Source organism: Clostridia bacterium (assembly GCA_017410375.1).
GTDB lineage: Bacteria > Bacillota > Clostridia > RGIG6154 > RGIG6154 > RGIG6154.
The window spans coordinates 1-14,780 of record JAFQQW010000009.1 but is presented as its reverse complement, the minus strand read 5'-3'; the positions used below and the strand labels follow the sequence as shown (position 1 = coordinate 14,780).

Below are 14,780 nucleotides of genomic sequence, written 5' to 3'. Positions count from 1 at the left end.
GATGCTTTTGATGACGGTTACCAATCCCGTTGCAGAGGATTTAGATACCGAAAATTTAAAAACAACAAAAGCGGACAAAAAGCTTCACGGCTTTGGCATTTCTACAATGGAAAATATAGCGAAGAAATACAACGGCGATGTTTCCGTTTCCTGTGAAGACAAACTCTTTAAAGCTGTCATTTCTCTTTATGATAACAAAATATAAAAAAAGAAAAAACGCAAGCTTTGCGTTTTTTCTTTTTGGAGAATATTTTATAAGGGAGAAACACCATTTGTGTTTCGTGAATCTTTACGGGAATCTGTAAAATGCCACAATACCTAAGGTTACATAGTGTTGCATATTGTTGTGTGCCCAGGAGGATGACAAGTATTTTACATTTACAAATGCCACCGAATCGCCCACAAGCTCAACTCCGTTTAAGGCGCATTTTGCCGCCAGCATACTGGAAACCGAGGGGGTTCGGTTCATGTGGCTTGTGTGTGCGGGTGGATACTGTACACCGTGCTTGGTGTCATAAATCGCACCCTTAATGGTGTTGGGGTAAAGGGGAGAGCGAACGCGGTTAATAACCGTGTTTGCAATACCGATTCTTGTCTCGAAAGGCTCTGCACCGCACTCAACATGTGTGATTTTTCCCAGATACAGCAAATCATCGTAATTGTAGGAATAATCCTTACAAGCTTCGGGAACTGTAACACCCGGTGCGGTAATGTCTACCACATAGTAAAAACCATCCCATTCGACACTGTAGCCTAATGCATCACAAATGGCTCTTGCGGGCACAAACATCAGTCCGTAGTGGATTGCAATACCCGGACCGTACGCGCCGTCTAACAAGCTGTAATCTTTATTTAAGTAAAAAACTAAGGTGTGGTTGTCTTTGACAACGGTTGCAGCCTTTTCTGCATCATCCCAGATTATTGTTGCACCGATTGCATCGGCAAAGGCACGAAGAGGGATGTAGGCTACATTATTGATTAAGACCGGCTTCTGTACGCATCGAATAAAACTGTCGTTTACTTCCAGATCCACAGGAAGGGGATAACCGCCGTATGTGTCAAGCGCCTGTACCGGAATAACCGATAACAGCATGACAAGCATAAGGCAAACAGCTATTATCTTTTTATACATATAGCACCTCCTGCATTGTATTATACCACACTTTGTTTTAGAATGCAATACTTTTTTAACATTTTTGCAAAAAGAACGAAACAGACTACTAAAAAAAGAAAAAACTTATATTTTTGATGAATATTTTATATTGACTTTTAAAAAAAGGTGTAGTACAATACATTCAAGCAAGAAAAAAAGGAGGAATTTAGAATGGCGATAGAAGGCAGAAAATTAAGAATTGGTATTATCGGTTGCGGTGGTATTGCGCATGCACACATGCAGCAGTATGTGAAATTTGACGATGTGGAAGTAGTAGCAGGTGCAGATCTCGTTCCCGGAAAAGCAAAAGCTTTTATGGAAGAATTCGGCATTGAAAATGCAAAATGCTATGAAAGTCATACCGATATGTTAAACGACGAGAGCTTAAAGCTTGATGGTGTGTCCATTTGTACATACAATCGTCAGCATGCAAATTGTACTATCGAGGCTTTACAAAAGGGTATTAATGTGCTTCTGGAAAAGCCTATGTGCGTAACATTAGAAGAAGGCTTTGAAATGATGAAAGCGGAAAAGGAAAGCGGAAAAATTCTTTCTATCGGTTTCCAGCCCCGTTTTGATGAAAACATGCAGTTAGTTAAGAAAATTCTGCAATCAGGTGTACTTGGTAAGATTTATTATATCCAGACCGGCGGCGGCAGACGCAGAGGCATTCCGGTAAGAACGGATAAGACTACCTTTGTTCGCGATGAAACTGCAGGTATCGGCGCCCTTGGCGACATTGGTTGCTATGCTTTGGATGTAGTGTTGAATGCTTTGGACTATCCGAAACCCTTGACTGTTACCGGTACAACTTACAACCATTTCGGCAAAGATCCGAACTATATCCGTTATGTAGAACAAAAAGCTCCCGAGCTTGCCGATATCTTTGAAGTGGACGATTTTGCAGCAGGTTTTGCACGTCTGGAAGGCGACATTACCTTAGACTTTAGAATTCCCTGGGCAATGAATATGGATACCACAGGCGATACATTGGTATTGGGTACCAAAGCAGGTTTAAGAATTCCGTCCACCGATTGTTGGAACGGCACCCTTGAAAAGCCCTTAAAGCTTTACTATGAATTAGAGGGCGAACAGGTAGAAACCGAAATCCCGATTAAGAAGAATAAGGTTTGGTGCTTTGAGGGTAAGGTTCGTTCTTTCTTAGATGCAATCAAGTTTGATTTGCCGGCGCCCATTCCGTCCTCACAGATTATCAAAAATCAGGCAATCTTGTCTTTGATTAAAGAATCTGCAAAACGTGGTGAAGAAATCAAAGTGGATTTTCCTGAAATTTAAGGAGAAGCTTGATGATTAATTCAGAAGAATTGCGTGAAAAAATCGAGCGTAAGCTTATAAACTATGTTTGCTCCGCTTGTGACAACACAGAAGATTTAAGGCGTTTGAAAACGGCAGATGAGCAGGAATTACTCCTGCTTGCCAAAAAACATAATATCAATGCGGAAGAGTGTCAGGATTCCTGACACTCTTTTTGTAATATTAATTTTAGACAAAAAAATGCCAATTTTCAGCATTTACATTTATCCGTAAATATGGTAAAATGAATTGATACTGTTTGATGAGGTGATGAATTTTGAAAAAAAGCATTTCGTTTCTCCTGTGCATCTGTATATTGATTTCAATATTACCGTTTACAGCTGTGTATGCCGAGGAGAATGATGATATTTTTACGCCAACCGCCTCAAACTGTGATACATTCAGCGGTTGGGACGGGAAAACAAGTCTTAAACGCTATAATGGCACTTCTGCGGGTATTGGCGGAGGCACAGCCCTTTTTACCGTGCCTGAAAGTGTAGATGGATGGACAGACATCTATTATTATGTTTCTTCTTATGAAAAAGGATACACTTCGAAAATTGACTTCAGCGTGACCATGACCATCGCCGATGCAAAAGAAAAAGAGGCGACCATTACATACTTGCTGCAGGAAGGAAACGGCGGTTATTGGGTTAAAGTCGCAAAGGCGGAGTTTTCAAGTGATGTAAAAGAAACCATTAACATTACAGATGGAAGATTGACAGATGTGAAATTCGTGCCATCCTCCGGGAAAGATTATATTTTAACCAGTGAGCATTTTAACACCAGTGTGGACTGGTCTGTCGGATTTGAAGAACAGGCATACAACGGAAAATGCTTAAGAAGCTACGATGCAACCGGTGACCCTGCAACCGTAAATGGTACCAAAATTGAACCCGGTGATTACTATGTGTTTATAAATAGTGCAGATTTTAAATATTCTACAGGTACACGTAATTTTACCCTGACCATTAACGGTACAGAATACAAAAAGAATGAAAATCAGTATTTCGGGACACATCTGGTTGGAACTGAAGATGAAGACTCAATAAAAACAGCCGGTAACGCAGTACCTGTATTTGCGTGGGAGCAAATGACATATCCTGCTGACAAAATCACAGTTGGCGAAGATGGCGTGCTGAATCTGGAAGTTAACGCCATATCGCCGTATGTTCGCTTAAATGCTATTGTACTTACGCAAGACCCCAATTTTTCTACCAATTTGTCGGTTGAAAATGCAACGCTGTTCTGTGAGGATTTTCCGCTTCGGATTCCTTATGAGGACAAAATTCCCTTTCCGGAAAGCGGTAAGGGGGATTTAAGCAACGTATCTGATACAGCAGTTCTTGAAAATGAGCACACCACTGTTTCGTTCCGGAAGGGTATTTCGGAAACGGGCAGAGAAGTGGTTCAGCGAGAAATTTTGGTAGGAGACACGGTTGTTTCGCCCTTTGAAAACGGATTCGGTTTTCTTTCCATGTATGCTGCCGAAGTAAAAAAATATCAGTCGGGCGGTTATTACGGAAGCTTTGATGTGCTTGCGCCTATGGAAAACGGAGATATTAAAAGAGTCGGCACAACCAATGTGTTCCGTGCAGGTGCGCCCGAATGGCTGATTGCAAGCACCTTAGAACAGGTAAACGATTCTACAGTTCGCATGACCGCAGATGGACAATATATGTCCCTTGTTGCTACATGGACTTTAGACGAGGATGATCTCGAGCCTAAAGTTACAGTTACCTTTACTGCTAAAAGAGACGGTGAATATTCCCTTGGCCTTTTTAACGAAGTTAACGAGGTGGATAAAGAAAAGGTCGGATACATTTTAAATCCCTACCGCTGGCAGGAGAGCAGATATCCTGCAGAAGGCGAAACCATTACCGAAACAAACTCCACCACAGACCATACACAGATGACCTATAAAATGAATGATAAGGGGCAGGAAATTTCTGTAGGTGTTGCGGTTGACCAAAGCTCTATTGACTTAACCGTGCCTGTAAAAGGTGCAGAATACGAAGCATCTCGCTGGCCGCATGACGGGCTATCTTATTCGGTTAAAAGTACATGGGCGGAAGACTCGTATTTTAACATGGAAACTTTAAAAACCGAATATAAAGAAATTACATTGGATTACACCGAACAAAATGCAGATTTTGTTATGAATACCACAGGATTTAACGGTGGCGTTCAGCCTGCAATTTTTGCGCCTAAAATGGCAAGTGTGGATTCGGCCTTTCAGGCAGGAGAAACGTATACAATAGCTTACAGGCCCCTCTCAACGGTTTCCTCAAGGGGTGAAAACCAGGGTTGGTATGACTTATATAGCCATATAGCGTCCGACATCCGTGGTGTATATGACTACAGAGACAATTATTTTTCGTCCATGACCGATGCGTCTTTTAATCTTTTAAACTTTCTGATGGATGACGAGTTAAGCGGCTGGAGCGATGAAATGATTGGACACTACAACATCGAAGACTCCTACTGGGCAACAAACTCCAACGGTCTTGCCTATTTGCAGAATTATCTTCTGACTGAGGATGCAAATGTGCTGAATGAACGGACTTTGCAATCCATGGGCTCTATGCTGACCCGTTCGGGACCGCACGTTCACCGTCGATACAGTATACGCGGTGAATCGGAAACGGGTTTGAATAAGGAAATTGAATTTACATCAGCAAGCTTTGGTAATGCGACGTATGCAGGGGCATATCTGATGAGCCAGGGTATGATGCCTATTTACAGAGATATTGCTGCATACAGAAATATGACTACGACGGTGGAAACCGGAGGCATGGATTTACAAAACACAACTGATCTTTATTGGTTTGAATGGGCAAATGGCGAGAACGATTACACCCAAACACTCAACAACGCGGAAGCGTATCACAACAGAGCTTTTGCCTCTGCAAGCAACGATGTGTCTGTAAAAAGCTTTATCAATATCAGCTATACACCGCAATTCCAGGCACAGTTTGATGCTTACGAAATTACGGGCGATAAAAAGTATCTTGCAGGTGCTGTAGAAAGTGCAAGACGTTTTCTGCCTGCACTTCGCATTACCGATATGCCTGAAAGCAAAAGTGACATGCGTGTGGAGGACACCGAAAATCTATTGATATCGAACAAAGTAAACCGTGATTACATCTGGTCCTACGATGGCAGAAGTTATCGTAGAGGTGCACTTTTAAAGAAACGCGGAAATGGTATAGACGAAACCAGCGGCTCTGTCTATGATCATTATACAGTAGTAGATTATCTGGATGATGCCATAACCTTTAAAGATACAGCAGACGCATATCCTGCATGGGTAACCGCACGAACAGGGCTTGGTGTAGAACAGCTTTCTACCTGTACAGAGGGAAAGAATATCCTTATGTCCACCTGGGCAGGGGATTTGTTAAGACTTGGCTATCTTTCGGATGACCAACTGATGATGGATTTAGCACGCTCCTCCATTGTAGGCAGATTTGCAAATTATCCGGGGTATTATTATACCGAATACACACAGCTTCCGAGTCTGGCTGAGTATCCCATCAAGGGCTATGATGTAACCAGCTTGTATTTTCATCATGCACCTGTATTTTTAGCAGCTGTGCAAGACTATCTTTTCTCCAATGCATATGTAAAATCCGACGGAAATGTAAACTTCCCCAACACTCGTATTCAGGGATATGCATGGTTTAACAACCGTATGTACGGACATGAATCAGGTAATATTTATCGTGAAAACGATATGTGGCCCTGGCTGAAAGAGGGAACAATTACCGTTTCTGATAAGCAAGTCGACTGGATTGCGGGCAGAAAAGAAGGCAGAGCAGCGTTTGTATTTACCAATGCAGGAGACCAAGTGGTGTCGGATACCGTTGTATTTAATGCTGACTTAGGTATTGCAGACGGTGCAATTGCTGCGGTATACGATAAGGAAGGTAACATTACGGAAGCGGTTGTTTCGGACAACAAGCTTGCAATTGAAATTCCTGCAAAAGGAATCTTAACCGTTGCTGTGAATGCGGAAAACGTACATGCTCCTGCATATACAACCGTTGAATTCGATGAAACACAGGAGACAAATCTCGGTGAGTCTGTGCTTGGTCTTATGTATGAAGGTAGAACGTATGAGCCGAGTTACAAATTGAATGACGACGGCACATATAAAAGCGGTAGCTACAGCTATAATGTGAACAAGGGGTATGATGTTAAGGCGTATGCGTTGGCTTTTGAACCCGAAACCTACATGGGCTATATCTTCGTTGGTGGCAGATCAACCGAAATCTATAATTTTTCCGCGAATGAAAATACAGAAAAACTCCGCGGTGGCGACGGGGAAAACGGTATTGTAAAAACAACGCTGACCTGGCATTTTGAGGGTGAAGACGAAGAGCATACCGTAGTAGATAACGTGTTTCCTTATGAATTCTGGATTCCGGTAAATGACAGGAATAAGAAAATTGTGTTTACGGTGGAAACGGAGTTTAAAAACGAAACCCGTAAGCTTGGTCAGGAATACACCATTGCGCCCGTGCCGATTCAAACTGAAGCTGTTTCGGATAAAACCAATTTTGAACCTGTTCCTGCAAAGCCCTATATTAAAACTTTGCAGAATGCCGATGAAGCACTTTCATCAGGTAATATTGTGATGGGTCTTGACAACCGGACCTCCGAAGCGTTTGGTGGCATGAATGTTTTAAAGGATGACGCATTGGAAGGTTGTTACCTCAACGGTTACTTGGAGGTAAAGGATATTCCGGTGTCTGAAAATATAACTGAGAGTGGCTATCTTCTGTTTGACAATGTTAAAATCGAACAGAGTAAAAACAGCGCACAGGATGGGGAGGTACAGTTCTCGCTGGCAGACCCTTATACCGGTATAACAGACGAAGACATAGACAACTGGGCTGTTTACGATAAGGATGGTAATTACCTGGGCATAAAACAGAATGTTTTAAATGTGTCCAATCAGACCGTGCCGTATGTCTGGGATAACCTCTATATCACAAACGCGAAAAATGATAATACGATTCAAGTGACGCAGAACGGAAACGTTTACACCGTAAGCTGTAACGGCGCAAAATACTGTAAAGTTTTAATTGCAACATATGATGTGAGCGGGAAAATGGTATCTGTTGATGCGGAAAATGTGATTGTCAGCATCAATAACAGCAAAGAAATTACGGTTCAGGACAATCAGAAAGTGTTTGTGTGGAGCAATGTTATGTATCAGACATCCACATTCCGTCCGTTGCTTCCGGCATTAACAAAATAGCAAAAAAAGGATTGCATTGCAATCCTTTTTTTCATGTTCAGAGCTTTTGGTGCATACTTTTTAAAAGGTGATGGTATGGTTGCGTTGTATTTACGGCTTTCTAAAGATGATGGCAGAAAAAAAGAGTCTGAAAGTATTGAAAATCAAAGAGAATTTCTTATGGATTATTGTAAAAAGAACGGCATTTCGGAGTATCGGGTGTTTTCGGACGACGGATATTCCGGACTCTATTTTGAACGTCCTGCCTTTCAGGAAATGTTAAAAACACCCGGATTAGATACGGTCATCACTAAGGATTTATCACGTCTGGGACGTGATTATATTAAAACGGGTTATTATATCGAAAACTATTTCCCGATGCATGGCATTCGATATATTGCGGTAAATGATAACATTGATACTTTTTCCAATCAGGATGAAATGTTGGGATTCCGTGCAGTTATAAACGATATGTATGCAAAAGATATTTCCAAAAAAGTGCGTACAGCATTACATACAAAAATGAAAACCGGGAAATTTATCGGCAGTAAAGCACCTTTCGGTTACGAAAAACGGGACGGGATGCTTTGTGTGAACGAAAAAGAGGCGAGAACCGTACGGGAAATTTACAGACAGTTTTTGTTCGGCGAAAGTATGTGCGGTATTGCGAGAAACCTTACAAGGCAAGGTGTTCAGGCACCGGGCGGAGAGCTGTGGAATGATGTAACGATACGGAATATACTGCAAAATCCGACGTATGCAGGACACCTGACACAGCACAGGACCGAAAGAATGAGTTATAAGCTAAAAAAAAGACAAATTCTTCCGTCATCCGAATGGTTTACAGTATTGAAAACGCATGAGGGGATTGTCACAGACAAAGTCTTTCATGCAGTTAAAAATAAATTGACAATACGGCGCTGATTTGTTATAATATGTAATATGATTGGAGGATAAAATATGGAATGGTTTTTAGGTGTTATTTTAGGCATCATTGAGGGCATAACCGAATGGTTGCCCATAAGCTCTACCGGGCATATGATTTTATTTAATGAATTTGTAAAAAACAAAGGCTTTACATCCGGTGATTTATTCTTGTATGTAATACAATTGGGTGCAATTTTGGCGGTTGTTACCATGTATTTTAAAAAACTTAATCCGTTTGCCTTGTCTAAAACGAAAGAAGAAAAGATGGATACGTGGCAAATGTGGTTCAAAGTCATTGTGGCGTGCTTACCTGCTGCCGTAATTGGTCTTCTGCTGAACGACTATATGGACAGTATCGAGAACTGGCAGATTGTATCTGCAATGCTGATTGTTTATGGTGTCGGCTTTATTCTTGTTGAAAATATGAACAAGGAAACTAAAATAACCACGATGAATGACATGACCTACAAAACCGCACTTTTGATTGGTTTGTTTCAGGTGTTGTCTATCATTCCGGGTACCTCCCGCTCGGGTGCAACTATTTTAGGGGCAATGCTGATTGGCTGCTCCAGAAATATTGCGGCAGAATTTTCCTTCTTTCTGGCAATCCCGGTTATGTTTGGTGTAAGCTTTTTGAAAATCATCACCTTTGACGGTACACTTTCAGCTTCTGATATCGGTGTATTGCTTTTAAGCATGGTGGTAGCCTATATTGTATCTCTGTGTGCAATCAAGTTCTTAACTGACTTTGTTAAAAAGCATGATTTTAAAGTGTTTGGCTGGTACAGAATTGTTTTAGGACTAATTGTGATTGCCGTATTCTTAATTCGATAACTGTATAGTTTGTGTTAAATTTTGTATAGTATCTACGATTGAATGCTTGCGGAAAAATTGCTAAAATAAAAGATAGAAAAAGTCAATTTTTACGGGTGATATAAAATGAAAAAGATATTTTTTGCGTTATGCATACTTGCGCTTATGGTGTTTGCTCCGGTTTTTGCCCTTGCGGCAGAAACCTTTGATACCACGAGCGCAAATTTTTTTAAGGAAGGAACCTGGACAAGCTCAAGCCTTAAAACGGAAGCCGGAAACAAAACCTATCTAAGTACCGTAACCGGCGCAAAAGCAGGCTGGACGGTGGAAGTGCAGGAAGAAAAAGAGTATGCAGTCTACTTCAGAATTCCGACACACACTTCAAGCCCGAACGTGACCGGAACGATTACAGTTAAGCTTGGTAATGTTGAAAAAAGCTGTGAGATTAAAGATGTTTCCTATATGGGCTGGGTGTATCTTGGCACACACACCTTTAAGCCGGATACTGAAAATATGGTTTACATTCAAAGCACAGGCAGAGCCTATGCGCGTGTATCCGATTTAAAGCTTGACACGCCTATTGGTGCAGAAAGCTATGTGGTTCTGCCCAGACATTTTAACACCTTTGGCGGTTTTTCTTTAACAACGACAGAAGGGGCGTATCAGGGAAATACAATGTGTATGGAACTGGGGGGCAGCAATGATCCTGCTGTTGCAAAGCTGGATGTGGAAAACGGCACATATTATGTGTATATGCACACCTGTGATTTTCCGGATTATCAGCCTGCAACCCGTTTGCTTAAGCTCAATATCAACGGTACAGAGTACCGTAAAAACGAAAACACAAATAAGTCCGGTTACTTTGGCTCATTTGGACTGACGGCAGAAGATCCGAATCCCGAATCAGAGCATACCTCTGCCTGGGATTTTGAGAAAATGACCTATCCGTCCGAAAGCTTTAGTGTGGAAGATGGTGTAATCAATTTAGAATTGCACAAAGCTTTGAATACAAGCTTTGGCAGAACCGATGCAATTGTTATTACTAAAATTGCAGATTTTGTACCGCTTTCGGTTTCACATGTGGAAATGGCATGTGTTGCCCCCGATATAAGCAGTGACAGATACCGGGCTACCATGTATCCTGAATACGGCAAAGCAGAGCAGACAGAAAATGTATCTGCACTTTCCATTTCAAATGACCATGTAACGGTGAATTTTAAGCAGGGAACAACTGCAGATGGAAAAACAACAGTACAGAGAGAAACAAAAATCGGCAATACTGTTGTGAACAACTACACAGACGGACTGGGATATATGGTGGTGTATGCAGAGCAGGCAGATCCGATTCCGGCTGCATATCCGATTTTATATCGTACCAATTATAGAAATGCTTCAGGTGAGCTTATAAATATTCAGACCCGTAATATTTACAGCTGTGGTGAAAACAGCTGGCTGGTACCAAGCAGTATGCGTAAAATATCGGACAGCGAAATTGAAATCAGCGGTGAGAACGATTATGCATCCTTTAAAGCAATCTGGTCGCTTTCTGCATCCGATAAAGAGCCTAAGGTATCTGTTACTTTCACAACCAAAAAAGAAGGCAATTATTCGTTTGGTATGTATAACAATGTAAACGATTTGAAAAATGAAGATGTTGAATCGGTACTGATGCCTTTTGACTATCAGGAAAAGCGCATACCGCCTGCAGGCGAACTGACCATCGAAGCAACCCTTACAACACCGCTTTCCCAAATTAGTCTCTTAAACAAAAATCTTTCTGTCGGTGTGGCTGTGGATTCAGATTCGTTGGATTACCGTTGGGTACGCCGTGGTGAAAAAATAGATACAACAGACATCAACGGGAATCCGCTTTATATGGATTTAACCTACGAACAAACCAACTTCGGTATGGCACTGACCGATATCGATGGCGATATTTTACCTGCTCTTTTTGCACCGGTAATGGGCTCGTATGACGGGCGTTTTTCGGCGGAGGATACATATACTTTTACTTACCGTCCGGTGGCAACCGTCGGGGACTGGTATGCAGGCTACAAGCATGTGGTGCGTGATATTGTAGGCTTTTACGATTATCGCGAGAACTACTTTTGCTCCATGACCGATACCGCGTTTAATCTGTACGAGCTTTTGATGGATGACTATTACAGCGGTTGGGATGAAAATGCGAAGGCGCACTATAACATGGAAGACAGCTACTGGGTTTCCAACTCGGACGGTCTTGCATATCTGCAGTTTTATTTACTCACAGAGGATAAGGAAATGTTAGAGCGTCGTGTTCTGCCTCAAATGGCATATCTATTGGGCAGATCATCTGCACATATGTGGTACAAGCATTCCGGTCGGGATAATGCAGAAGGCCCCATACAAAGATTTCCTTTGGGTGGCATAGGCACCATGGGTAATTCGACATACGCAGGTGCGTATCTGATGACCCGCGGTCAGATGCCGGTGTACAGAGCAATCGCTTCTTCAGGACTTCGCAATACCTATGTGCGTGCAGGTCAAGCCCATAAAATATATAACCCGTCTGAATATCTCTGGCTTAGCCGTATGACCGACGGAAACTTATCCGAAACGGTTTCTAAAGCAGAAGAATATATGAAGTACGGTGTGTATGTTCAGAAAAATAATGATACCGGAGATGAATTTTCCAATCGTGTGATTTATCCGCAATACCAGTCCATGCTTGAACTGTACGAAGAAACAGGCGAACAAAAGTATTTGGATGCGGCAATCAATGCGGCGCAAAAAGCTTTGCCAACCTTCTGGTGTATGCCCATGCCCGAAAAGGATGTTATGGAAGTGTACGATGATGCCGAAATCCATAAATTCTGGATGAAAGCGCCCGTTGGTGCGTGGATGTACTGGCGCGGCAATTTCTATGAAAGACTTGGTATTATTGATGTTATTGTGGACAACAAAGCACATATGTCGGGAATTGCCGAAACGGCTTTGAAGCAAAGCAGTGAACCGATTCCGCAATGGGTTGCAGCACGTCCGGGCTTAGGTCTTGAAGGAGAAGGAACTTACAACGGAGATAACCAGAATATTCTGCTTTCCACCTGGGCAGGTGAGCTTTTGCGCTTGGGATACCTCGCAAATGATCCGCTTATGATGGATTTTGCAAGGACCTCTGTAGTGGGCAGATACGCAAACTATCCCGGTTATTACTACGAATATTTCCGCACCTATATCGGTGAAAAAGATTTCCCATACAAAGGACCTGATACCTCGAATCTATATTATCACCATATTCCGGTTCAGTTGACATTGGTGCAGGATTATCTGTTTGCAAACGCTTATGTGCTGTCTGACGGAAAGGTGGATTTCCCGGATACCCGCACCCAAGGCTATGCATGGTTTAATAACCGTCACTATGGATCGGATGCCGGAACGGTCTATAATGAAACAGAAATGTGGCCCTGGCTTAAAAAAGGGACTATCACAATTGACAATAAGCAGATTGACTGGATTGGTGCCAGAAAAGATAAGCGCGTGGCATTTGTGCTGACCAATGCATCTAAAACGGAACAGCAGGCAACTGTTACATTTGATGCGAATTTAGGTGTCGCGAATACTGTTTTGGTGTATGATAAAGCAGGCAATACATCCACACTGCCTGTTACAAACGGCAAAGTTACTGTTACCTTGCCTGCTATGGGAATTGTGACCCTTGCTGCGGATGCTGAAAATGTCAAAGCACCTGCTATTTCCGCAATTTCCTTCGAGAAGGCTGATTATCTTGGAAAAAATGTGGATTTGAGCGAAAAAGTTGTGTCTTCTATGCTTGGAGGAAACACATATAGCGCAGAAACAGGCTATGATATAAATGCATATACGCTTCAGATTGAACCCGGTAAACCCTACGCGTATGTAAACGCAGGATTTCAGTCAACTGCCGAAAACGCAGAAAACGGTATCGATAAGCTTGTAATAAGCTATAATGACGGTACAGGCGAAAAAACAGCTACAGATGAAAGCTTTCCGTTTGAGTTTATCTTACCGATGGATGACGAAACACCTTTTACCTTTACTGCAACCGCATACAGAGGTGAAAATGCTTTTGCATCCGAAGAAATGACCCTTTCAGGCGCTAATGTTGAGCTTGAACCTGAAGCTTTTTCGTGCGCGTATGATACAAATACGAAAACAGCAACCATAACAAGTCTTGCGCAGTATAACGATGCGAAAATTGTTGCAGTTTCGTATCAGAATGGCGTAATGAAGGATTGCAAGCGAAAAGACAAAGATATCGTGCAAGGGGACAACACGGTTTCGTTTACGGATTTGCTGACGGATAACGTAACAGAGATAAAAATCGTCATCTGGAAATCCGACACGCAATTCGAGCCTCTTTGTGAGGTATGTACTGTTGATTTAACCAAATAAAAAAGCACCTTCGGGTGCTTTTTCACTTGTCCTTAAATCCGCCGGGGCGGATTTAGAGACAGCCCTTCTGCAACATAAAAATATAATTCCTGCGTCCGGTCTCCCGGGAATTTATACACCGCAAACCGCGGGCGAAATTATTGCACAAACAGTGCTCCGGGCGGTGGGGAGAGGTGAATGGAATGAAGGGCGTTAAAATTGCGTTTTGCGTAACCGGCTCTTTTTGTACATTAAAAAAAATCTTGGCGCCCATGACAGAGCTTTGTAAGCTTGGCGCAGAGGTACAGCCGATTTTTTCTGAAATAGTTTTTTCAACCGATACCCGCTTTTATAAAGCGGCGGATTTTAAAAACGATGTGGAAAATATATGCGGGAAGAAAATACTTACCACCATACCGGAGGTTGAGCCTATCGGGCCTAAAAATCTGTATGATGTAACAGTTGTAGCCCCTTGCACAGGGAATACTTTAGGTAAAATCGCATCCGGTATCACGGATACAGCACCTGCTATGGCAGTAAAGGCGACATTAAGAAATGCAAAGCCTGTTGTGCTTGCAGTTTCAACCAACGACGGGCTTTCGGGAAACGGTAAAAATATTGGAATGTTATTCAATCAACGGCATATTTTCTTTGTGCCCTTCGGGCAGGATGACCCGTATGATAAACCAACCTCACTGGTGGCACATATGGAACTTTTGCCGGATACAATTATCTCTGCTCTTGAAAACAAGCAAATTCAGCCTTTATTGGTTTAAAAAAGGACTTTGCTTTACGCAAAGTCCTTTCAGCGTGTCGATAAACCTATCGACACGCTGTAGACTTAAGAAAAAGGAAGTTATATTTTGTCAATTTGAATTCGTCGGCGTACAGAGGTACGGTAGAGTTCAAATTGACAAAAAGCAAGCAATGGAGCGGAAT

General features: G+C 42.2%; 9 protein-coding genes. 8 read left to right on the top strand and 1 reads right to left on the bottom strand.

Annotation, left to right across the window (positions count from 1 at the left end; translation table 11 throughout):
• The coding region (locus tag IJE10_01125; GenBank protein ID MBQ2966705.1) for a GHKL domain-containing protein at positions 1 to 205 on the top strand (205 nt) is incomplete at its 5' end.
• 84 nt (positions 206 to 289) lie between these two features.
• Here the strand turns inward: IJE10_01125 and IJE10_01120 are convergent.
• Positions 290 to 1,132 (bottom strand): cell wall hydrolase, encoded by an 843-nt coding sequence (locus tag IJE10_01120; protein MBQ2966704.1) that lies wholly within the window; start codon positions 1,130 to 1,132, stop codon positions 290 to 292.
• Between the two features lie 192 nt (positions 1,133 to 1,324).
• On the opposite strand from IJE10_01120, the gene IJE10_01115 reads away from it, so the two are divergent.
• From IJE10_01115 to IJE10_01085, 7 genes are all read left to right on the top strand, one after another.
• The gene (locus IJE10_01115) at positions 1,325 to 2,449 is read left to right on the top strand and encodes a Gfo/Idh/MocA family oxidoreductase (protein MBQ2966703.1); all 1,125 of its coding nucleotides are present in this window, start codon (positions 1,325 to 1,327) and stop codon (positions 2,447 to 2,449) included.
• Positions 2,450 to 2,460: 11 nt separating this feature from the next.
• Positions 2,461 to 2,634, top strand: coding sequence for a hypothetical protein (locus tag IJE10_01110; GenBank protein ID MBQ2966702.1), 174 nt, complete (start codon positions 2,461 to 2,463; stop codon positions 2,632 to 2,634).
• A 110-nt stretch (positions 2,635 to 2,744) separates the two neighbouring features.
• Entirely contained in the window at positions 2,745 to 7,733 is a 4,989-nt protein-coding gene (locus tag IJE10_01105; protein MBQ2966701.1) for a hypothetical protein, read from the top strand.
• Positions 7,734 to 7,808: 75 nt separating this feature from the next.
• Complete coding sequence (locus tag IJE10_01100; GenBank protein MBQ2966700.1) at positions 7,809 to 8,636, top strand: recombinase family protein; 828 nt, start codon at positions 7,809 to 7,811, stop codon at positions 8,634 to 8,636.
• 36 nt (positions 8,637 to 8,672) lie between these two features.
• Positions 8,673 to 9,473 (top strand): undecaprenyl-diphosphate phosphatase, encoded by an 801-nt coding sequence (locus IJE10_01095; GenBank protein MBQ2966699.1) that lies wholly within the window; start codon positions 8,673 to 8,675, stop codon positions 9,471 to 9,473.
• A 105-nt stretch (positions 9,474 to 9,578) separates the two neighbouring features.
• Positions 9,579 to 13,862, top strand: a complete 4,284-nt coding sequence (locus tag IJE10_01090; protein MBQ2966698.1) for a hypothetical protein — start codon at positions 9,579 to 9,581, stop codon at positions 13,860 to 13,862.
• 182 nt (positions 13,863 to 14,044) lie between these two features.
• The gene (locus IJE10_01085) at positions 14,045 to 14,617 is read left to right on the top strand and encodes a dipicolinate synthase subunit B (protein MBQ2966697.1); all 573 of its coding nucleotides are present in this window, start codon (positions 14,045 to 14,047) and stop codon (positions 14,615 to 14,617) included.
• Positions 14,618 to 14,780 lie beyond the last annotated feature (163 nt).